The organism is Mesorhizobium sp. M0601 (genome assembly GCF_040320845.1).
GTDB lineage: Bacteria > Pseudomonadota > Alphaproteobacteria > Rhizobiales > Rhizobiaceae > Mesorhizobium.
The window spans coordinates 24,812-45,975 of the sequence record NZ_JAMYQK010000027.1; the positions used below are offsets into that span (position 1 = coordinate 24,812).

The following is a 21,164-nucleotide window of genomic DNA, read 5'->3' on the forward strand; positions in this document are numbered from 1 at the left end:
CCCCCCTCTGTCCTGCCGGACATCTCCCCCTCAAGGGGGGAGATTGGCAGCTTCGCCGAAAATTCTCCCTTCTTTAGAGATTGGCGAAAGCTGGAGCGACGTCCAATCTCCCCCCTTGAGGGGGAGATGTCCGGCAGGACAGAGGGGGGTGCTGCCCGCCGACCTGGATAGGCATGGCACCTGTATCACCGCCTTACCCGCGATTTCAGCCAGCGGTCGAAGGCCACGGCGAGGATGAGGATCAGGCCGATGACAATGCTTTGCGTGTAGGACGAGACATTGTTGAACTGCAGCCCGTTCTGCAGCACGCCGATCAGCCCTGCACCGACCACCGTGCCGCCGACGCTGCCGATGCCGCCGAACAGCGAGGTGCCGCCGATGACGACAGCCGAGATCACTGTCAGCTCGTAGCCGATGCCGGCGACGGCTTCGGAGGAGTTGAGCCGCGCCGACAAAACGAAGGCGGCAAGGCCGGCGAAGAAGCCGACGATGATGTAGACCGAGATCAGGATGCGGTCGACACGCAGGCCGGAGAGTCGTGCCGCCTCGGCATTGCCGCCGACGGCATAGACCGCGCGGCCGTAACGTGTGTAGCGCAGCACGATATGGCAAAGGATCGCGGCAATCGCGAAGATGATCGCCGGCACCGGAACCGGGCCGATCAGGCCGGTACCGAACCAGCGCATCGAGGCGTCGAAGCCGGAGATCGGGCCGCCATTGGAAATCGTCAAGGTCAGGCCGCGAAACACGGTGAGGCCGCCAAGCGTGACGACGAAGGGCGGCACTTTCAGCCTGGTGATGGCAAAGCCCTGGACGCCGCCGGCCACGGCGCCGACGACGACGGCGGCGAGAAGGGCGGCGAACCAGCCATAGCCCTGCGTGCCCGACGTCGACAGCGACAGCGTGTTGGCGGTGCCGCCCTTGGCCACCACCGCCGCGACCATGCCGCAGAAGGCGAGCAGCGAGCCGACCGACAGGTCGATGCCGGCGGTGAGGATGACGAAGGTCATGCCGAGCGCGATCAGGCCGGTGATCGAGATCTGGCGCATGATGTTGAACAGGTTGATCGGGTCGATGAAGCTCGGCTTCAGCACGGTGAAGACGACGATCAGCAACCCCAGGAACATCAGCGGGCCGAAGCTCATCAGCAGGCGCGCAATATTGACGCCGCCGCGCTGGCTCCGTTCGGTCGTGCTGGTCATTGCGTTGCTTCCTGCTTCTGGTCGAGCGCCATCAGTTCCATCAATTTCTCCTCGGTCGCCTCGATACCGGGCATCTCGCCGGTGATGCGCCCGCGCCGCATGGTGACGATCCTGTCCGACACCGCAAGCACTTCGGGCAGCTCGGACGAGATCATCATGATGGCGATGCCGCGCGCGGCGAGCTCCACCAGGATCTGGTGCACTTCCGCCTTGGCGCCGACATCGACGCCGCGCGTCGGTTCATCGACGATCAGCACCTTGGGATCGCGCGCCAGCCAGCGGGCAAGGATCACCTTCTGCTGGTTGCCGCCGGACAGTCCCTCGATCGCCTGCTCGGGCGAAGCCATGCGGATCGACAGCATCTTCCTGTAGTTCGCCAGCGCCTCGCGTTCGCGCCGCTCGGCCATGAAGCCGACACTGGAGTAGCGGTCGAGCGCGGCGATCGAGAAATTGGTGAGGATGGCGAGTGCTGCGAAGATTGCCTGGTGCTTGCGGTCCTCCGGCACCAGGCCGATGCCGAGCTCGATGGCGTCGGCGGGTGAGGCGGGCGCGATCGGCTTGCCGTCGAGCCTGATGGTGCCGGCGGCAATGCGGTCGGCGCCGAAGATGGCGCGGGCGAGCTCGGTGCGGCCGGAGCCGACGAGCCCGGCGACGCCGAGGATTTCGCCCGCCTTGAGGTCGAGATCGACGCCTTCGAGCACGATGGCGTGCGGCGCCTGCGGATCGCGCACCGTGCGCAGGCCGCGCACCGAGAGCCGGACGTCGCCGGCGACGTCGCGCTGCGTCGGCCTGGCATAGAGCTCGGAAGCGGCGCGGCCGACCATCTTCTCGATGATCTTCGGCAGTTTGATCGGCCCGCCTTCGCGGTCGAGATGGCCGGCCAGCCTGCCGTCGCGCAGCACCGTCATGCGGTCGCAGATCGCCGAGGCCTCCTCCAGCCGGTGGGTGACGAACATGATGGCGACGCCATCCTTGCGCAGCCGGTCCATGATCGACATCAGCCTGTGCACTTCGGTTTCGGTCAGCGCCGAGGTCGGCTCGTCCATGATGATCAAGCGGCTCTTCAGCGACAGCGCGCGGGCGATCTCGACCAGCTGCTGCTCGGCCACCGACAGCGCCGACACCGGCGTCGCCGGGTCGAGGTCGAGGCCGACGCGAGCGATGATCGCGCGTGAGTCTTCCACCATCTTTCGCCAGCTGACCAGCCCGAACCGGCCGAGCGGCGCGCGACCGATGAAGATATTCTCCGCTACCGTCAGCGTCGGGATCAGGCTCAGTTCCTGGTAGATTGTTACGATGCCGTGGCGCTTGGCATCCTGCGGATTGTGCGGGCTGAATTCGACCCCATCGAAGACGATGCGGCCGCTGGACGGCGGCATCACGCCGGACAGGATCTTGAGCAGCGTCGATTTGCCGGCTCCGTTCTCGCCGAGCAGGCCGAGAATCTCGCCGGGGCGGACTTCGAGCGAAACGTCGTTCAGCGCGGTGACGCCGGCAAAGCGCTTGGTCACGCCCTCGACGGTGAGCAGGGCGGGAGAGGGCGCGATGGCGGCTGCCTTGGGCAAAGTTTGCTCCTGGATTGCGATTGTCGGCGGGTCAGCGCCCCCCTCTGTCCTACCGGACATCTCCCCCACGAGGGGGAGATTGGATGTCTTTCGCCAATCTTCCTGCGTTGCAGAAAAGGCGCCATCGGCGAAGCTTCCGATCTCCCCCCAAGTGGGGGAGATGCCCGGCAGGGCAGAGGGGGGCGCGACAGAATGCTACTTTTTCCGCTGCGCGCCCTTTGTGCAACCTTACTTCGTCTCGCCCAGCCTCTCCGCCTTGTCGAGATTGTCCTTGCCGATGACGATCGGCGTCAAAAGCACCAGCTTTTCCTTCGGCTCGGTCTTGTCCCTGGCGTAAGCGACCGCGATCTGCACCGCGGTGCGCGATTGTTCGCCGGGGAATTGCTCGACCGTTCCGGCCAGCTTGCCGTCGCGCACGGCGACCAGCGCTTCGGGAAGCGCGTCGAAGCCGTAGATCTTGACGTCGGTGAAGTTGCGCGCCGCGCAGGCTTCAACCGCGCCAAGCGCCATGTCGTCATTGGCGCAGATGATCGCGTCGGGCTTGCCGTTGGCGGCAAGGCCGGCCTCGGTGACGGACAGCGCCTCGGCGCGGGCGAAGTTGGCGGTCTGCTCGAAGATGATCTGGTACTTGTCCTTCATCGGATCGAGGACGTTGTGCACACCCTTGTTGCGGTCGATCGCCGGGCCGGCACCGGGCTGGCCCTGCAGATGGAAGATCTTGGCGCCGTTCGGGAATGCCGCCACCATGGCCTTCGCTTCGGCCTCGCCGCCCTTGACGTTGTCGGCGCCGACATGGGCAAGGATGCCCTCGACGCCTTCGACACGGCGGTCGATGGTGACGACGGGAACGCCGGCCTTGACCGCTTCCTCGATGGCTGGGGCCAGCGCATTGACGTCGAGCGGCGAGATGACGATGGCGTTGACCTTCTGCACGAGCGCCGCTTCGATATCGGCGGTCTGCTTGGGCGCCGAATTCTGGCCGTCGCTTTCGACCAGGTTGACGCCCTGCGCCTGGGCTTCCGCCTTGATTTGGTTCAGCATGTGCACGAAGAACGGAAAGCCGAGGCTCGGCACCGAACCCAGGATGGTCAGCTTGTCCTGGGCAAAAGCCAGTTGCGGAGCGGCCAGCGCCAAAGCGCCCATCGCCGCGGTCGACAGCAGGAATTCACGTCTGTTGATCAATTTAGTCTCCTCCCAGATGAGCGCACGACCCCGAAACCGGAATGGGTTTTCCGGAAGGTTCCTTGCGTCGATTCAAAAATGGAGTGTCCTTCGAGCGCCCAACTCGTGTTTGAAGGGACGCAACGGCGCTCCAGCCGGTCCACCGCGACGTTCTCCTCCGCTCGGTGCCTGCCGGCGGATGCTAGCCAAGGCCGGAGCTTTGCGCAAGAACGCGCTACCGCGCGCGGCTCGCAGCGACCGCCAAATTGACAGCCGACACGCTCTCGGCCATCCTTAAGGCACGCCGCCTTGCGGCTTGTGCGTGAGTAACCAGCATGGCCAGTTCCGTCGCCAGTCAGAAATCCAAGCGCGCCGCGGTGCGGAACGCGCTCGACCGTCACAAGGTGTACATCACCGCGCAGCGTTTTTCGGCCGGCAGCTACAGCGCGCGGGTGCTGGTCAACGGCGAGGCCTATTGGGTCGACGAATTCCGGCTCAGCCAGCTGCAGCAGGGCCTGTCGCCGGCCGAGCTCGAATTGACGCCGGCCACCGACGATTGAGCGGCATGACGCCGACCTGCCGCATGCTGACAAAATGATTCAAGACATGCGCATCAAGCCGTTGTTTTTGCGCAAGAGCATGTGGCCGTGACCGCCCCGCCAAAGCTCAAGGCCTATCGCGCCAAGCGCGAGTTCACGAGGACGCCGGAACCCGCCGGCGGGCTGGTTGCCGGGGAAGGCAACCGCTTCGTCGTTCACAAGCACCACGCCACCGCCGACCACTACGACCTTCGCCTGCAGGTCGGCGACGTGCTGAAGAGCTGGGCGGTGCCGCGCGGCCCGTCGCTCAACCCCGCCGACAAACGGCTGGCGGTCGAGACCGAGGACCATCCGCTCGAGTATATCGACTTCGAAGGTGTCATTCCCGAAGGCGAATATGGCGGCGGGCCGATGATCGTCTGGGACACCGGCATCTGGGCGCCGATGGACGACGTCGAGAAGAGCCTGCGCACCGGCTCCTTCAAGTTCCGGCTCGCCGGCGAAAAGCTGAATGGCGGCTGGATGCTGACGCGGCTGAAACCGAAGCCCGGCGAGGATGAGGGCAAGAAGAACTGGCTGCTGTTCAAGGAGCGCGATCTCGCCGCCGACGCCAAGCTCGACATACTGGAAGCCCGCCCGGAAAGCGTCAAATCCGGACGCCGCATCGAGGAGCTGGTGGCAACGCCGAAGCCTGCCGCCAAGCCTGCCAGGCCGGTGGTGCTGAAGCCAGGTGCTTTGCCGGGCGCCGTCAAGGCGCCGCTGCCCACCCGCATCGAGCCGCAACTGGCGACGCAGGTTTCGAAACCGCCGGGCGGCGATGACCCAGCGGCCCGAACGGGCGAAGTCTGGCTGCACGAGATCAAATTCGATGGCTACCGCACCATGGCGCATCTCGCTAACGGCGCAGTCAGGCTGATCACCCGCGCCGGCCTCGACTGGACGAAGCGCTATGGCGACCTGCCGCTTGCCTTCGCCAGGCTGCCGTGCCGCGAGGCGATCATCGACGGCGAGGTCGTCGCGCTCGACGCCAAGGGCATCAGCCGCTTTGCCCTTTTGCAGAATGCGCTGGCCGAAGGCGCCGGCAACAAACTCCACTTCTACGCCTTCGATCTTCTGTATCTCGACGGCCGGGACCTGAGACAAGCGCCGCTCCGCCGGCGCAAGGCGCTGCTTTCTCAATTGCTGTCCGGTCTCGGCGCCAATTCGGCCATCCAGCTCAGCGATCATGTCGAAGGAGACGGCCAGGCACTTTATGACCAGGCGTCCGAGATGGGGCTCGAGGGTGTCGTCTCCAAGCGCGCCACGGCAATCTACCAGAGCGGCCGTACCAAGACCTGGACCAAGACCAAGGCGCTTCAGACCGGCGACTTCGTCATCGCCGGCTACACAGTCTCCGATGCGGCCGAGGGGCTGGCCGCACTCGGCCTCGGCGAATTCGAGGATGGCGAATTGCACTATCGCGGCAAGGTCGGCACCGGCTTCGACGCCGCCACCGCCGGCGAGTTGCTGGCGCGGCTGGAGCCGTTGCGCGCCGGGGCGTCCGCGCCGGAAGGCGTTCCGCGCGAAATCATGCGCGAGATGAAATGGGTGCGGCCGCTGCTTTCGGCGCACATCCACTACGCCAACCGGACCACCGACAATGCGCTGCGCCATGCCGTGTTCCGCGGCCTGCGCGACGTCGGCCTGTCAACGCCGGTTTCGGCCAAGCGCAAGCGGCTGATCGCCGAGGCCGACCTCGCCACCATCTGGGTGACCAACCCGACGCGACGGCTGTTCGGCAAGACCGGCCCGACCAAGCTCGACATTGCCGTCTATTATGCGCTGGTCGGCGATTTCATGCTGCCGCACATTCTCGGCCGGCCGGTGTCGCTGGTGCGCTGCCCGACCGGCAGGCCGCAGGACTGTTTCTTCCAGCGCCACGCCTTCACCGGCATGCCGTCATCCGTGGCGACTTTCGAAGCGACCAATTCGGAGGGCGAGACCAAATCCTATCTCTCGGTGGAAGACGCCAAGGGCTATCTGGCCCTGGCGCAGTTCGGTGTCGTCGAGTTCCACACCTGGGGCACCCATCGCACGCGGCTCGACAAGCCGGACCTGGTCGTTTTCGACCTCGACCCGGGCGAGGGGATCGCCTGGCGCGAGGTGGTTGAGGCGGCGGTGCACATTAAGGGCGAGCTGGAAGCGCTAGGGCTGGTGCCGTTCGCCAAGACGTCCGGCGGCCACGGCATCCACATATCAGTACCGGTGACGCAAAAGCAGAACTGGAAGAAATTGCACCAGGCGACCAGCGCCATCTCGACGCATCTTGCCGCCACCGCGCCCGACACTTTCACCACCACCATGGGCAAGGATAACCGCAAGCGGCGCATCTTCATCGATTATCACCGCAATGCGCGCGGCCACACCTCGGCGGCTCCCTATTCGCTGCGCGCCCGCACCAATTTGCCGGCCTCGACACCGGTGAGCTGGAGCGACCTGGCGACCATCGATGCCCCGCAGGATCTGAATTATTCGTCACTGCCGGGCCTGCTGGCGACGTCAGGCGACCCTTGGGCCGACATGGAAGATTTCGCCCGGGATTTGCCGGTGATGGGCACTGCGAGATAGTCCCGCGGGCGCGGCCCCAGACTCCATCGACGCTCCGGAAAATTTGAATTATTCTTCGCCACGGACCTCTTACCTGCAGGGGCTCCGGCGGAGGAAGATTTCGCTAGGGATTTGCCGGTATTGTAAGGGCAATGTAGGATTTCGGCAGCCGCATTCGTCCTCCGGACGAATGAACGCTGCGAACAGTTCGACAGCACAAGGCCGCGTAGGAGTATTTCATGGCGCCCAGGGCAAGTTGGAAAGGTTACCTCAAGCTCAGTCTGGTCAGCTGTCCGGTCCGGCTCTATCCGGCGACGAGCGCCAGCGAGCGCATCAGCTTCAACCAGCTGCACAAGAAGACGCACAACCGCATCAACATGAAGCCGGTCGACCCCGAGCTCGGGCTGGTCGAGCGTTCGGACCTGGTCAAGGGCTACGAATACGAGGACAAGCAGTACATCATCATCGAGGACTCCGATCTCGATGCGGTGCGCATCGAATCCAACCATACGATGAACATCGAGGCTTTTGTCGACGAGCATTCGGTCGACGTCATCTATCAGGACGCGCCCTATTACCTGGCGCCGGACGGCGCAATGGCCGAGGAGACCTTTGCCGTGTTGCGCGAAGCGATGCGCAAATCCGGCAAGCTGGCGATCGCCCGCCTGGTGCTGTCCAGCCGCGAGCGCGTGGTGACGATCGGCGCGCGCGAGAACGGCATGTTCGTCTGCACCTTGAGGAATCCGAACGAAGTGCGTGGCACGGCTGAGTATTTCGGCAATATCCCGGCCGGAAACCCCGATCCCGAAATGCTGCAATTGGCCGAAGCGCTGATCAAGCAGAAGGAAACCACGTTCGATCCGAAGAATTACGAGGACCGCTACGAGATCGCGCTGATGGCGATGATCCGCGAGAAGCTGAAGGGCCATAAGCCGATCATCGCGGCGGCCCCGGAGCGCGGCAATGTCATCAATCTCATGGACGCGCTGAAGGCGAGCCTGTCGCAATCGGCCAAGCCGCCGGCCAAGTCGAAGAGCAAGGCCGATGAAACGGCCAAGCCCGCGGCGAAATCCGCCAAGGCCGGCGCCGCCGCGGTCAAGGAAAACCCGCTCAAGGCGAACCTTCTCAAAGCCGTCGGCAAGAGCAAGGCGTGACGGCTCTCGCCGGCACGGTCTTCGGCATCGTCGGCGCGCTGGCGGCCTTTCCGCTCAGGCTGGCGGCGCGCGAGGTCGAGCGCCAGCACGGCCAGTTGCGGCGCGGCGTCACTCGGCGCACCACACATGTCGTGTTGGGCCGCAAGTTGCTCGCCAAAGCCGGCGATAGCGAGATCGAGCGTCGCGCTGCTGCGGAGCGCGCGGCCGGGCGCAAGCTGGTCAGCGAGAACGGCTTCCTGCGCCTGCTCGGCCTGATGAAAGCGCCGGAGGCTTCGGCGCTGTCGCGGCAGTCGCTGATCGACCAGTCGCGGCTGACCGGCGAGTATCTCGACCTTTTGTCGCTGTTCGATGCCTTCGAGCATGATTGCGAACCGTATTCCTTTCGCGACCTGATCCTCGCCCGCAAATATGCCGGGCTGGTTGCCGGCGGCGCCTCGTGGGGGGCGATTGCGCGCTCGGTGCACCGCTCGGGCCCGGTCGCCTCGCTCACCGCCAAGTCGCTCGCCGTCGGCTCGCAGCACGGGCGGGCCGATGCGATCTATCTCGAAGGCGGCCAGAGCGAACTCGACGGCCAGCTGCTGTTCGATCTGGGAACGCAGGATGACGACACGCTGGAAGAGCTGTTCGCCGATGCCGAGGCGGCGGAAGGGGCTGAAGACCACGAGCAGGCGGCGGCGCTCTACCAGCGCTGCCTGGCCATCGACCCAAGCGATGCCATCGCCGCCTTCAACCGCGCCAACTGCCTGCGCGCCGCCGGCCACGCGGCCGAGGCGGCGCACGACTATGCCCGCGCCATAAAGCTCGATCCCGGCTTCGTCGAGGCCTGGTTCAATCTCGCCGGGCTGATGAGCGAAGAGGGGCGGGTAGCCTCGGCGCGCCGCCATTTGCTGAAGGCGATCGCACTCGATCCCAATTATGCCGACGCGGTGTTCAACCTTGCCAGGCTGGAGTTCGACGCCGGCAATCTCGCCGAGGCGCGGCGTCGCTGGGTGCGCTACCTCGAGCTCGACGCCAATTCCGAATGGGCGCGCACGGCGGGCAAGGGGATACAGTTCGTGGATTTGCAGCTGGCGCGGATGTCGGCGGGATAGGTGGTAGCGCCTCCTTCTCCCCTTGTGGGAGAAGGTGGATCGGCGCGCAGCGCCGAGACGGTTGAGGGGTGTTGGAAGAAATGAGGCGTCGGCGTTCCCTGGAACACCCCTCATCCGACCGAGCTTCGCTCGGTCACCTTCTCCCACAAGGGGAGAAGGGGTCACCAGCGTTGGAGTCCCCATGACAACCTTCCTCTTCGACGGCCCCGACACCGCCGCCATCATCATCCTGCTCGCCCATGGCGCAGGCGCTCCTATGGACTCGCCCTCGATGACCGCCACCGCCAAGGCGCTGGCCGCAGCCGGCTTCCGCGTCGCGCGCTTCGAATTCCACTACATGGCGGCTCGCCGCTACGGCCACCGCAAGCCGCCGCCGCGCGCCGAGACGGTTAACCCGGAATACGTCAAGGCGATCGCCGACCTCCGGGCGAAGGGCGTGAAGGGTCCGCTGATCATCGGCGGCAAGTCGATGGGCGGACGCGTCGCTTCGATGATCGCCGACGAGATGTTTTCGAAGGGCGAGATTTCAGGGCTGCTTTGTCTCGGCTATCCCTTCCATCCGCCTGACAAACCGACGCAGCTTCGGACAAAACACCTGGCCGATCTCAAGACGCCGACATTGATCTTCCAGGGCACGCGCGACGAGTTCGGGACCAAAGACGAGGTCGCGACCTATGCTCTGTCCGACGCAATCGAGATCTTCTGGCTGGAAGACGGCGACCATGATCTGAAGCCGCGCAAAAACATCTCCGGCTTCTCCACCGCCGATCATCTGAAGACGCTCGCTGATGCGGTGAAGGCGTGGACCGAACGCATCGTGCGCTGAAGCAGGCCGATGAAGATCGCCACCTTCAACGTCAACAACATCAACAGCCGGCTGCCGAACCTGCTCGCATGGCTGGCTGCCGCCAAACCCGACATCGCCTGCCTGCAGGAGCTCAAGGCGAGACAGACGCAGTTTCCGCGCACTGCGCTGGCGGCGGCCGGCTACGGCGCGGTTTGGGTCGGGCAGCCGATCTGGAACGGCGTCGCCATCCTTTCGCGTGGCGCAGAACCCGTTCTGACCCGCGAGGCGCTGCCCGGCGACGATAGCGACCAGCAGGCGCGCTACATCGAAGCGGCGGTCAACGGCATCGTCGTCGCCTGCCTCTACGCGCCGAACGGCAATCCGCAGCCCGGCCCGAAATTCCAGTACAAGCTCAACTGGCACGAAAGGCTGGAGGCGCATGCGGCGCAGTTGCTCGACACCGGACTGCCGGTGGTGCTGGCCGGCGACTACAACATCGTGCCCGAGCCGCGCGACATCTACCCGACCCGCTCCTATGACGACAACGCGCTGGTCCAGCCGGAAAGCCGCGCATCGTTCCAGCGGCTGCTCGACCAAGGCTGGCTTGACGCGCTGCGCAAGAAGCACCCGAACGAGACGCTCTACACATTCTGGGACTATCGCCGCAACCGCTGGCCGCGCGATGCCGGCCTGCGCCTCGACCATATCTTGCTCAGCAAGAAGCTGTCGCGCCGGCTGGTAGCGGCGGGCATCGACCGCGACGTGCGCGGCGAGACCGGCGCCAGCGATCATGCGCCGGTCTGGGTGGAGTTGAAGTGAGGCACGGAGGCTGGCGCCGCCTTTCCGGGCGGCAACCAGTCAAGTTGGCCGCGCCGCTTCGCGGGCGAACGCCTCGATCAGAGGTGCGTATCCCTCAAGGTCGGGCTGCGTAGCGAAACTGTGGCTAGCGGCGGTCGAAGCCCAGGGCAGCTTTTCCGACGTGAAGACTTCGACGAAAGGCACGTACCATTGGTGCTCGTCCAGCATGGTCGCACGAATGTTGACGAAAAAGTCCAGGCCATGCGGGCGCGTGAACATCCAGTTCTTGCAATGCGGGCAATAGAGCTGGCGATGCGGGCCGTGCAGGCCGCCGACCACCGGCTCGCCCTGGGTGACGGCGAAACCGTCGCTGGGCACGGCGATGGTCAGGGAATACGCGCTGGCGCTCAGCTTCTGGCAGCCGGTGCAGTGACACGCCATCGTCAGCAAGGGCGGGGCGCTGATGCGAAAGCGTATTCCGGCGCACAGGCAACCGCCGTCCCAAGGTAGCTTCCAATCGTCCATTGCTGGCCTCGCCTTAGCCTCTGCCAGCGATCTAGCGCGCGACCGGCCTGCCGGCAAACGCGGCGATGCCTGCGGCTGCTGGCGCCGACGGGCACCATGTCATCACCGGCAGCGGCGATTACACGATCAAGCTGTGGGATCTGGACAGCGGCCGCGAGGTCCGCCGTTTCGACGGCCATGAAGGCACCGTGTACGCCCTGGCGCTCTCAGCCGACGGCGAGCGGCTGCTCTCAGGCTCGCTCGACGGCACGGCGCGGCTGTGGGACATGGAGACCGGCAACCAGCTCGCCATGTTCGACAGCCAGTCCGGCCCGATCTATGCGGTTGCCTTTGCCGCGGGCGGCACGGTGCTGACCGGCGGCTACGACCGCAGCATCAGGGACTGGCCGGCTGGCGGCGCCGATAGGATGGTGCTTTTCGCCGGGGCGCCGGATTGATTGCGGGATATCCAATTTCGTCGCCGGGGCTTGGACACCCCCACTGTTGCGCTGGGCAATCGCATTTGGATTCTTGCGAAGATGGACCCCCACCCTAACCCTCCCCACAAGGGGGAAGGAATGCTGCCGCGCGCCCTTACTTCCCCTTTGGCGCCGAAAGGCAGGCAATTTGCCGAGGTCAGTGCCAACGGAAGTCTCCCTCCCCCTTGTGGGGAGGGGTTAGGGGTGGGGGTACGTCGTAGAGCGAAAGCCTCGGCGTTCCATCTGCGATAGCCCTGCCCCACGAGGGGGAGATCAGCAGCTCCAGCGTCGGCTTCGGCGCGTATACTTGACCCGCCTACCACCCACGCTATGCTCGCGTCCATGTCAGAGACCAGCCCCGCGGCCGCTGCGCCGCTCATCGTGATTGACCTTCAGACCGGCATGTTCGACGGTGTTGCCGAACCGCCGATCCATGATGCCGACGGCATCGTTGCCCGCACCCGCGCGCTGATCGAATGGGCACGGCGCAGCGGGCGCAAAGTCGCCTTCATCAGGCATGACGGGCCACAGGGCGATCCTCTGGCGCCGGGTGAGCCGGGCTGGCCGGTGTGGCCGGCGCTCGGCCAGGCCGCGGACGAGCCGACTTTCGCCAAGTGTGTCAGCGATGCGTTCAGCAATGCCGCCCTTGCAGAATGGGTGGCCGGCCAGGGCGCCGGCGAGGTCGTTCTGATCGGCGCGCAGACCGATTTCTGCGTGGCGGCCACGGTGAAGGGCGCCTTTGCAGCGGGCCTGGGCGTCACCGTGGTTTCCGACGCCCACAGCACGCTCGACGCGGCCAGCGAGACCGCCGCGGAGATCATCGCCCGGCACAATGCGGCATTTGCCGCCGCCGGGGTCAAGCTGGCGACGACAAAAGCCCTGACCGATAGCTGATCCGCCGGCTCATCCCTACGCCGTCAAAGCCTGATCCAGCCGGGAAGCGACTGGCGGGTTCAGACAATTTGGCGCGGGGCGCCTCACTACTGCGGGCTTCCGCCGGCGCGGTCTATCGCGTATTGGCGCAGGAACTCTCCTTTGGCCTTCCCCGGAAAACCATGATTCGTCTCGAAAGCATCAGCAAGCAGAATGGCAGGCAGATCGTCTTCATCGAAGCCTCCGCCGCGTTGCAGAAGGGCGAGAAGGTCGGGCTGGTCGGGCCTAACGGCGCCGGCAAGACGACGCTGTTTCGCATGATCAACGGCGAGGAGCAGCCCGACGAAGGCCAGGTCTCGGTCGATCGCGGCGTCACCATCGGCTATTTCAGCCAGGATGTCGGCGACATGGAAGGCCGCAGTGCGGTGGCCGAAGTGATGGACGGCGCCGGACCGGTCAGCGAAGTGGCGGCCGAGATGCGCGAGCTCGAGCACGCCATGGGCGACCCTGACCAGGCCGACCAGATGGACGAGATCATCGCCCGCTACGGCGAGGCGCAGCACCGCTTCGAGGAGCTCGACGGCTACGCGCTGGATGGCCGGGCGCGCGAGGTGCTGGACGGCCTCGGCTTCAGCCAGGAGATGATGGACGGCGACGTCGGCAAGCTGTCCGGCGGCTGGAAAATGCGCGTGGCACTGGCCAGGATCCTTTTGATGCGGCCCGACGCCATGCTGCTCGACGAGCCGAGCAACCATCTCGACCTGGAAAGCCTGATCTGGCTGGAGCAGTTCCTGAAGAACTATGACGGCGCGCTGCTGATGACCTCGCACGACCGCGAGTTCATGAACCGCATCGTCAACAAGGTGGTCGAGATCGACGGCGGTTCGCTGACCGCTTACTCCGGCAACTACGAATTCTACCAGCAGCAGCGGGCGATTGCCGACAGGCAGCAGCAGGCGCAGTTCGAGCGCCAGCAGGCGATGCTGGCCAAGGAGATCGCCTTCATCGAGCGCTTCAAGGCGCGTGCCTCGCATGCCGCCCAGGTACAGAGCCGGGTGAAGAAGCTGGACAAGATCGACCGGGTCGAGCCGCCCAAGCGCCGCCAGAAGGTATCGTTCGACTTCCAGCCGGCGCCGCGCTGCGGCGAGGACGTGGTGACGCTGAAGAACGTGCACAAGGGCTATGGCGGCCGCTCGATCTACGAGGGATTGGATTTTCAGGTGCGCCGCCGCGAGCGCTGGTGCATCATGGGCGTCAACGGCGCCGGCAAGTCGACGCTGCTGAAGCTGGTCGCTGGCGCTTCCGAGCCGGACAATGGCACGGTGGCGCGCGGGCCCAGCGTCAAGATGGGCTATTTCGCCCAGCACGCCATGGAAGTGCTGGAGGGCGAGCGCACCGTGTTCCAGACGCTGGAAGATGCGTTTCCGCAGGCCGGCCAGGCGCCGCTCAGGGCGCTGGCCGGCTGCTTCGGCTTTTCCGGCGACGAGATCGAGAAGAAATGCCGCGTGCTGTCGGGCGGCGAGAAGGCGCGGCTGGTGATGGCGCTGATGCTGTTCGATCCGCCCAATTTGCTGGTGCTGGACGAGCCGACCAACCACCTCGACATCGCCACCAAGGAGATGCTGATCACGGCACTGTCGCAGTACGAGGGAACCATGCTGTTCGTCTCGCACGACCGCCATTTCCTGGCGGCGCTGTCGAACCGGGTGCTGGAACTGACGCCCGAGGGCATCCACACCTATGGCGGCGGCTATACCGAATATGTCGAGCGCACCGGGCAGGAGGCGCCGGGGTTGCGGAGCTGAGGCCGGCTCTGCCGCGCACGGTCACGTAGACGCTCGATTCCGGGGGCCAAGCACGAGGTGCTCAGCCATGTATCGCAATTTCGCGCAGCGGATCGCCGCCGTCGATGAACAGCCGGCCTTGCGCGGTCAACGCCGCCTTGAGCCGTCGCAGGGCAATTTTTCCTGCTTCGGGATGACGCCCGTCCAGCGCGCCGACGCGCACCGCAACGGCAATGTCGAAGTGCTTCTCATCGGCCTCCAACTCGAAATCCTCGATGGCGATCTGGCGAAGGCTCAGCCGGCCTGCCGCAATCTCGGCGCGCGAGGCGGCCCCGGCCTGCGCGATGGCCTTGGCTGAGCGGTCGATCGCCAGCACGTGCCCGCCGCCGATCCGGCGCGCGATCTCGCGCGCTGCAGCACCCGGTCCGCAGCCGATCTCCAGCACTCGCATGCCCTGCCGCAAAGGCAGCGCATTGACGATCTCCAAAAGCCTTGGCGACAAGTCGTTCGCCATACGCTGTTCTCCAGCTTTTTCACAATCCGAGACTAGCGACCGCGGCCGGCGACGGGAAGGCCGAGAGACGCGGGCATCGCCGATGTGTTCAGCTGGCATGTTCAGCTGGGTGCTGCTTGAGCAGGGGGCATGATCGACATCGAAGAGGTCGACGATCCGGTCTCGACCGCGGGCGACCGGGCGGGCCCGAGCGGCCCGGCGTCGTTGACCTGAGGGGTAGGGAGGGAACTGGCGCCGAGCCTAACCGGTTGGGGGGTAGATCACCGGCCGTTTATGTGTATACGCTCAAGCTAATATAAGAGCAAGCTAATGTTATGCGTCAGCGATGTTGGACGATTGTTCTGATCATGGCCGGTTGTGGCTTCCTGCCGCGCCCTCCAATCCGGCCAAACACCGCTTATTGCCTTCAAGTCCTGGCTCCAATGCTGTACCCCGGCCCGAAATTCAAGGAGCCTGCGATGACCTCACATCCCGACATCCCCGACGCCAGCATGGCGGTCGATGCGGCCGGCGTGGCAGCCGATGACCGGCGCGCTCGCGAGGCGGATGCCGCATGGCGGGACGATGTTCGCGAGGGCGTGCGGCAGGTAGGTGATCTGGATTCGCTGCCGCTGTCGCCAGCCGAGCGGGCGGCGGCCAAAGCCGCGGCCACGCGCCACAAGGTTCGCATTCCCAAGGCCTATCTCGACCTGATCGACTGGAACGACCCCGCCGATCCGATACGGCTTCAGGTCATCCCGTCGCCCGCCGAACTGGCAGAGCAGGAGGGCGAACTCGACGATCCGATCGCCGACCACGCCTTCAGTCCCGTGCCTAGATTGACGCATCGACATGCCGACCGGGTTCTGTTGTTCCCGACCTATCAATGCGCGGTCTATTGCCGGTTCTGCTTTCGCAAGGAGCAGCTGACCTCGATCGGCCGGGGTTTTTCGCGCGAGGCGCTGGAGCCGGCCTTCGCCTATATCGCGGCCCATCCGGAAATCCGCGAGGTGATCCTGACCGGCGGCGACCCGCTGTCGCTGCCGGACAGGGCGCTGGCGGAAATCCGCGCCCGTGTCGAGGCGATCCAGCATGTGCGGCTGTTGCGCATCCACACTCGCGTACCCGTCGCGCTGCCGTCGCGCGTCACCGGCGGGTTGATTCAAGCCTTGCAGGGCCGGCTGATGGTCACTGTCGTCACCCATTTCAACCACCCACGCGAAATCACGGAGGCGACCGAGCGGGCCTGCCGCACGTTGCGGCAGGGCGGCTTCGTGCTGCTGAACCAGAGCGTTCTGCTGAAAGGCGTGAACGATACGGTCGAGGTGCTGGAAGAGCTGTGCCGCGAGCTGATGTATCGCCTTGGCGTCAAACCCTATTACCTGCACCACGGCGATCTCGTGCGCGGAATGGCGCACCGGCGCACCACGATCGCCGAGGGCCAGGCGCTGGTCAGCGCCTTGCGTGCGCGCCTGTCGGGCATCTGCAATCCCGTCTACGTGCTGGACCTGCCGGACGGCGGAGGGAAAGTCCCGCTCGGCCCGTCCTATCTCGAGGCGCGCGAAGCGGAGACGTGGCGAATACGTGCGCTTGATGGGGCGGTGAGGGCGTATAGGGAGGTTGCTGGGGAGTAGGGGACGCGCAGCCGCTGTCCAAGCCAGCCCACCTTGGTGACCTGACATGCAGCCCTTGATCACGGAAGCATGCGTTAACTGCTGTTCTATTTGGTGCTTGCGCAATTGCTAAAATAGTGAAAACGTTGGCCCGGGGTAATGGGTTAGGGGAGTTCGTCCCGGCTGTTGCGAGTTTCGGGGCGGCGCAGAAAAGTCATGAACTTTCCACAGTTCCTGGTGGGGCTGACCACCACATCGTCCATCGTGGCGATCTCGACTTACTTTGCGACGGGTTCAATCTGGAAGACGCTGGCCTGGACGATCTTGACCTTGATCGTCATGCAGGTTGGATATTTCCTGTTCGTCGTCCGGTTGATCTACGGATCCGGGGCGAAAGGCGCGGCGGCAAAGCCGCGGCGTCTGAGGGCTGTGCCGCCGAACCGTCGAGGTCGCATTCAGCTTATGCAGTAATGTCCCATATAGATATCATGGTCTAGACAGGACATGTTCGGTTCTGGGAATGTGCGTTGGACGTTCCGCTAGTTTAGCCAACTAATATATATCGCCCAACTCATATCGTCGTTTTTGGGCTAGCGGGAAAACCTGCCTGCTGCTTGTACGACTGTGCCTAAGGCCACATTTTACAACCGGCCGGCAAGCTCCCTTTTGTTGATGCCAGCCTAAATCCGGCTGGTGTTTTCGATGGGCGGTTGAGGCTATAAAGCCGTTCAACCGGGCGGCATCGGGATGCATTTCGGCCGGTCGAGAGGGTTGTGGTGATCGACGGAACACCAAACGTGATCTTACTGATCGGCAGCGCCCCCGATGTGGTGCGCTGCGCCGCCTGGCCCAAGCAGGCCTTCGGCAAGATCGTCGCCATCAACAACGCCTGGCGCGTGCGGCCGACTGGGATTTCCTCGTCCATGCCGGCGATTTCCCGGCGGAGCGGATGCCGCAAGGCGGTCCCCTGCAGCAGGCGCAGATCTTCAGCGCCTCGCATTACGTGCCGGCGCAAAACAGCTTTGGCGGCTTCGTCTATGCCGGGGGCACCATGTCGATGACGGCGGCCTACTGGACGATCCACAGTCAGAAGCCGGACGTGCTGGCATTCCTTGGCTGCGACATGATTTACGACCAGCCCGGCAACACGCATTTTTACGGCGTCGGCCGCGCCGATCCGCTGCGCAACGACGTCACCCTGCGCAACCTCGAGGCGAAGTCGGCCCGCCTGCTCATCCATGCGCTTCGGCGCGGCTGCCTGTGCGTCAACCTATCCGACCTGCCGCGCAGCCGGCTGGTCTTCCCGCGGCTGACGCTCGATGAAGTCGGCGCGCTTTCTTCCTCGCGGCTTTCGGAAATGAAGGCCGAGATGCTTGCCGGCCTGCGGCTCGATCAGGCGGAGGAGGCCGACAGGATCGAGAAGGAACTCGGCTATTTCTTCGAGGACGGCATGTACTGGAAGCACCTCGAAAAGCTCGACGAGAAATTCCTGGCCAACATCGACCGGCTGTGGATGGCGGCGGTGAAGGCGAGCTTGAGCAGTCGGCCGAAGCTGCCGATCTCCCCCCTTGTGGCGGGGCAATCGCATTTGGATTCTTACGAAGATGGACCCTCACCCTAACCCTCCCCACAAGGGGGAGGGAATGCTGCCGCGCGCCCTTACTTCCCCTTTTGGCGCCGAAAGGCAGGCAATTTGCCGAGGTCAGCGCCAACGGAAGTCTCCCTCCCCCTTGTGGGGAGGGGTTAGGGGTGGGGGTCCATCGTAGAGCGAAAGCCTCGGCTTTCCATCTGCAATAGCCCTGCCCATTGTGGGGGGAGATCAGCAGTTTCAGTCGTCCGCTTAGCTTTTGGCCGCCGCGAGCTTGTCTTGTGTCCTGGTCTCGAAATCGCTGGCGTCATGGCGCTCGTGCAGCTGCATCGAAGGCTCGCCGAAGGTGCGGTTGACCATGCGGCCGCGCTTGACCGCCGGCCGCGCGTCGATGGCGTCGGCCCAGCGCTGCACGTTCTTGTACTGCTCCACCTGCAGGAACTCGCCGGAATCGTCATACATACGGCCCTTGGCCAGCCCGCCATACCAGGGCCACACCGCAATGTCGGCAATCGTATAGTCGCTGCCGCCTAAATACTCGCTTTCGGCGAGGCGTCGGTCGAGCACGTCCATCTGCCGCTTGGTTTCCATGGCGAAGCGGTCGATGGCATATTCGATCTTCGTCGGCGCATAGGCGTAGAAATGGCCGAAGCCGCCACCGAGATAGGGCGCCGAGCCCATCTGCCAGAACAGCCATGACAGCGTCTCGGCGCGAGCCGGCTGCTCCGTCGGCAGGAATTCGCCGAATTTTTCGGCGAGGTAGAGCAGGATCGAGCCGGATTCGAAGATGCGGACCGGCTTTTTCCCACTGCGATCCATCATGGCCGGGATCTTCGAGTTGGGGTTGACCTCGACGAAGCCGCTGCCGAACTGGTCGCCGTCGTTGATCCTGATAAGCCAGGCGTCGTATTCGGCGCCGCTGTGGCCGAGCGCCAGAAGTTCCTCCAGCATGATCGTCACCTTGACGCCGTTCGGTGTCGCCAGCGAATAAAGCTGCAGCGGATGCTTGCCGACCGGCAGTTTCTTGTCATGCGTCGGGCCGGCGATCGGCCGGTTGATGCTGGCGAAAGCGCCGCCATTTGCCTTGTTCCAGGTCCAGACTTTTGGCGGCGTGTATTGGTCCGTTGCGTAGTCGTTCATTTGGGAGGCCTTTGGAAGGGTTGGGTTGGGAGGATATCAGATATCAACGTGGGCAATGGCGGAGGAACTTTGCATAGGGCAGCTTGGGATAGCCGTAGGTACAGATAGGGCTGCCGGCGCTGTTGCAAAACCCCGGCGCGAACGGCGCGGCGCCGGTCCACGCCAAAGCCGGCGCCACCTCTTGCGCCTGATCACCTGCGCCATACCTATAGCCCATATCAGCTGCGAACATTGCCAGGAACCAAAGCATGAATATCGAACCCCTTTTGCGATCCATCGTGGCCGTCCGCGCCACCGTGCCAGAGGACGCCTTCACGGCAAATACACTTGGCACCCGCCGCGAGGGCAGTGGCGTGGTCATCCGCGGCGACGGGCTGGTACTCACCATCGGCTATCTCATCACGGAGGCCGAGGAGGTCTGGCTGGCCGACCAGGACGGGCGCGTGGTTCCAGCCCATGCGCTCGCCTACGACCAGGAGTCGGGCTTCGGCCTGGTGCAGGCGCTGGCGCCGCTCGGGCTGCCCGCCATTGCGCTCGGCGATGCGTCCAGGGCCAAGATCGGCGATCCCGTCGTGCTCGCCGACGGCGTCGGCCGCTCCGTGCGGGCGCGGATCGTCACCAAGCAGGAATTCGCCGGCTATTGGGAATATCTGCTCGACGAGGCGATCTTCACGGCGCCGGCTCACCCCTCATGGGGCGGCGCCGGCCTCATCGGCGCGGATGGCAGGCTGCTCGGCATCGGTTCACTGCGCCTGCAGATGAGCCGCAACGGCGAGGTCGCCGACATCAACATGGTGGTGCCGATCGATCTTCTGCCGCCCATCCTCGACGATCTGCTGACGCGCGGGCAGGTCGCCAGGCCGCCGCGGCCGTGGCTCGGCGCCTTCTCGGCCGAGAGCGACGGCAAGGTCGTGGTGATGAGCGTCGCCGAGGGCGGTCCAGCCGCCCAGGCGGGCCTTCGCCAAGGCGATGTCATCTCGGATGTCCGCGACACGGCGGTCGATGGGCTTGCCGATTTTTATCGCAAGCTTTGGAAGAGCGGCCCGGCGGGTGCCGAGATCCCGCTCCGGGTGCTGCGCGATGGCCGCGAAACCTGGCTGCGCGTCAAGTCCGCCGATCGCAACAGCCTGCTGTGGAAGCCGCCGCTGCAGTGAGGCAACCGAAACCTCTCACTCTCCGCAAGCGCTGAAGCCAGTGCCCGGGGTCCATTCCGCAAATGCGATGACCTTGCCTTCGACCGATACGGTCGCTTGCCTGGTGCTGCCGTCCGCCAGCTTCTTGCTGCTTTTGCCCTTGCCGGTCAGCACATTGTAGTCGCAGTCGCCGGCAACATTGTCGTCCATGTAATCCCAATAATCGTAGGCAAAACCGGCGACGACGAACGTGCCGTTGCGCCAGGCGAGCGTCAGCGTCTTGTTGGTCCGCTCGCTGCCGATCTCCATCGCCGGAACATAGAGCTTGATCGAACCGTTGGGGAGCGCGGTGAGTTCGGGCTCGGTGTCGGATGTGGCGGGGCCCGGCCGGTCATAATCCTTCCATTCGCCGTAAATCTGTTCATGCACGACCCCGGCAGGTTTTAGAAAATCGCCATCGCGATCCTTGAGGAAAAAATACATGTCCATGGGATGGCCGGGCTCGGTCTCCACGATCATCGCCAGATCGGCGGCGCCGTCGCCGTTCCAGTCGCCGGTCGCCGCCGTGATGATCTTCTGCGTCTCGATCGGTTCTGCCAGGGCGGCGGCCGGCAGCAGCAGGACCAGACCGAATATTGTCGATCGCATGTAGATCCCCTCGCGCTTGGGCAGGC

The 21,164-nt window shown here is 64.8% G+C and carries 21 protein-coding genes; 13 read left to right on the forward strand and 8 right to left on the reverse strand.

Annotated elements, in window-relative coordinates; genetic code table 11:
* Positions 1-185: 185 nt before the first annotated feature.
* From NKI41_RS21975 to NKI41_RS21985, 3 genes are all read right to left on the reverse strand, one after another.
* Positions 186-1,202, reverse strand: coding sequence for an ABC transporter permease (locus tag NKI41_RS21975; RefSeq protein WP_352685164.1), 1,017 nt, complete (start codon positions 1,200-1,202; stop codon positions 186-188).
* Complete coding sequence (locus NKI41_RS21980) at positions 1,199-2,767, reverse strand: sugar ABC transporter ATP-binding protein (protein ID WP_352685166.1); 1,569 nt, start codon at positions 2,765-2,767, stop codon at positions 1,199-1,201. Before NKI41_RS21980 ends, NKI41_RS21975 begins: the two co-directional genes overlap by 4 nt.
* A 228-nt stretch (positions 2,768-2,995) precedes the next feature.
* Positions 2,996-3,946, reverse strand: a complete 951-nt coding sequence (locus tag NKI41_RS21985) for a substrate-binding domain-containing protein (protein ID WP_352472200.1) — start codon at positions 3,944-3,946, stop codon at positions 2,996-2,998.
* 317 nt (positions 3,947-4,263) lie between these two features.
* Between NKI41_RS21985 and NKI41_RS21990 the strand changes: the two genes are divergently transcribed.
* From NKI41_RS21990 to NKI41_RS22015, 6 genes are all read left to right on the forward strand, one after another.
* Positions 4,264-4,488, forward strand: a complete 225-nt coding sequence (locus NKI41_RS21990) for a hypothetical protein (RefSeq protein WP_352472112.1) — start codon at positions 4,264-4,266, stop codon at positions 4,486-4,488.
* 87 nt (positions 4,489-4,575) lie between these two features.
* Entirely contained in the window at positions 4,576-7,074 is a 2,499-nt protein-coding gene (gene ligD / locus NKI41_RS21995) for a DNA ligase D (RefSeq protein ID WP_352685168.1), read from the forward strand.
* Positions 7,075-7,292: 218 nt separating this feature from the next.
* Positions 7,293-8,207, forward strand: a complete 915-nt coding sequence (gene ku, locus NKI41_RS22000) for a non-homologous end joining protein Ku (RefSeq protein WP_352472110.1) — start codon at positions 7,293-7,295, stop codon at positions 8,205-8,207.
* A complete protein-coding gene (locus NKI41_RS22005; RefSeq protein ID WP_352685170.1) occupies positions 8,204-9,298 on the forward strand; it encodes a tetratricopeptide repeat protein in 1,095 nt (364 codons plus the stop codon). The genes ku and NKI41_RS22005 overlap by 4 nt, the downstream gene beginning before the upstream one ends.
* Before the next feature lie 181 nt (positions 9,299-9,479).
* A complete protein-coding gene (locus NKI41_RS22010) occupies positions 9,480-10,124 on the forward strand; it encodes an alpha/beta hydrolase family protein (RefSeq protein ID WP_352541160.1) in 645 nt (214 codons plus the stop codon).
* Between the two features lie 9 nt (positions 10,125-10,133).
* On the forward strand, positions 10,134-10,904 hold the full coding sequence (locus tag NKI41_RS22015) for an exodeoxyribonuclease III (RefSeq protein ID WP_352685172.1): 771 nt from the start codon (positions 10,134-10,136) through the stop codon (positions 10,902-10,904).
* Between the two features lie 39 nt (positions 10,905-10,943).
* Here the strand turns inward: NKI41_RS22015 and NKI41_RS22020 are convergent, their stop codons facing one another.
* Entirely contained in the window at positions 10,944-11,408 is a 465-nt protein-coding gene (locus tag NKI41_RS22020) for a GFA family protein (protein ID WP_352472105.1), read from the reverse strand.
* Between the two features lie 65 nt (positions 11,409-11,473).
* On the opposite strand from NKI41_RS22020, the gene NKI41_RS22025 reads away from it, so the two are divergent.
* The 3 genes from NKI41_RS22025 (at position 11,474) to NKI41_RS22035 (ending at position 14,544) form a co-directional block, all read left to right on the forward strand.
* Complete coding sequence (locus tag NKI41_RS22025; RefSeq protein ID WP_352472104.1) at positions 11,474-11,845, forward strand: WD40 repeat domain-containing protein; 372 nt, start codon at positions 11,474-11,476, stop codon at positions 11,843-11,845.
* 363 nt (positions 11,846-12,208) lie between these two features.
* Entirely contained in the window at positions 12,209-12,760 is a 552-nt protein-coding gene (locus NKI41_RS22030; protein ID WP_352685175.1) for an isochorismatase family protein, read from the forward strand.
* Between the two features lie 161 nt (positions 12,761-12,921).
* Positions 12,922-14,544 carry an ABC-F family ATP-binding cassette domain-containing protein gene (locus tag NKI41_RS22035; RefSeq protein ID WP_352685177.1) on the forward strand — a complete coding sequence of 541 codons (1,623 nt, stop codon included), beginning with the start codon at positions 12,922-12,924 and terminating at the stop codon, positions 14,542-14,544.
* Positions 14,545-14,605: 61 nt separating this feature from the next.
* Here the strand turns inward: NKI41_RS22035 and NKI41_RS22040 are convergent, their stop codons facing one another.
* Positions 14,606-15,037, reverse strand: coding sequence for an SAM-dependent methyltransferase (locus tag NKI41_RS22040; protein WP_023675692.1), 432 nt, complete (start codon positions 15,035-15,037; stop codon positions 14,606-14,608).
* Between the two features lie 491 nt (positions 15,038-15,528).
* Between NKI41_RS22040 and NKI41_RS22045 the strand changes: the two genes are divergently transcribed.
* Together NKI41_RS22045 and NKI41_RS22050 are read left to right on the forward strand one after the other, a co-directional pair.
* The gene (locus NKI41_RS22045; protein ID WP_502898851.1) at positions 15,529-16,650 is read left to right on the forward strand and encodes a KamA family radical SAM protein; all 1,122 of its coding nucleotides are present in this window, start codon (positions 15,529-15,531) and stop codon (positions 16,648-16,650) included.
* A gap of 195 nt (positions 16,651-16,845) precedes the next feature.
* The gene (locus NKI41_RS22050) at positions 16,846-17,100 is read left to right on the forward strand and encodes an exopolysaccharide production repressor protein (RefSeq protein ID WP_352472098.1); all 255 of its coding nucleotides are present in this window, start codon (positions 16,846-16,848) and stop codon (positions 17,098-17,100) included.
* 157 nt (positions 17,101-17,257) lie between these two features.
* Here the strand turns inward: NKI41_RS22050 and NKI41_RS22055 are convergent, their stop codons facing one another.
* Positions 17,258-17,554, reverse strand: a complete 297-nt coding sequence (locus NKI41_RS22055) for a hypothetical protein (RefSeq protein ID WP_352685181.1) — start codon at positions 17,552-17,554, stop codon at positions 17,258-17,260.
* Positions 17,555-17,578: 24 nt separating this feature from the next.
* Here NKI41_RS22055 and NKI41_RS22060 point away from each other — a divergent pair, with 24 nt between their 5' ends.
* On the forward strand, positions 17,579-18,250 hold the full coding sequence (locus NKI41_RS22060; RefSeq protein WP_352685183.1) for a hypothetical protein: 672 nt from the start codon (positions 17,579-17,581) through the stop codon (positions 18,248-18,250).
* Positions 18,251-18,469: 219 nt separating this feature from the next.
* On the opposite strand, the gene yghU is transcribed toward NKI41_RS22060, so the two are convergent.
* Positions 18,470-19,357, reverse strand: a complete 888-nt coding sequence (gene yghU / locus NKI41_RS22065; protein WP_352685185.1) for a glutathione-dependent disulfide-bond oxidoreductase — start codon at positions 19,355-19,357, stop codon at positions 18,470-18,472.
* Positions 19,358-19,605: 248 nt separating this feature from the next.
* Here yghU and NKI41_RS22070 point away from each other — a divergent pair, with 248 nt between their 5' ends.
* On the forward strand, positions 19,606-20,511 hold the full coding sequence (locus NKI41_RS22070; RefSeq protein WP_023675699.1) for a S1C family serine protease: 906 nt from the start codon (positions 19,606-19,608) through the stop codon (positions 20,509-20,511).
* 15 nt (positions 20,512-20,526) lie between these two features.
* Here NKI41_RS22070 and NKI41_RS22075 read toward each other — a convergent pair whose 3' ends face one another.
* Entirely contained in the window at positions 20,527-21,138 is a 612-nt protein-coding gene (locus tag NKI41_RS22075; RefSeq protein ID WP_352685187.1) for a hypothetical protein, read from the reverse strand.
* Between the last annotated feature and the right edge of the window lie 26 nt (positions 21,139-21,164).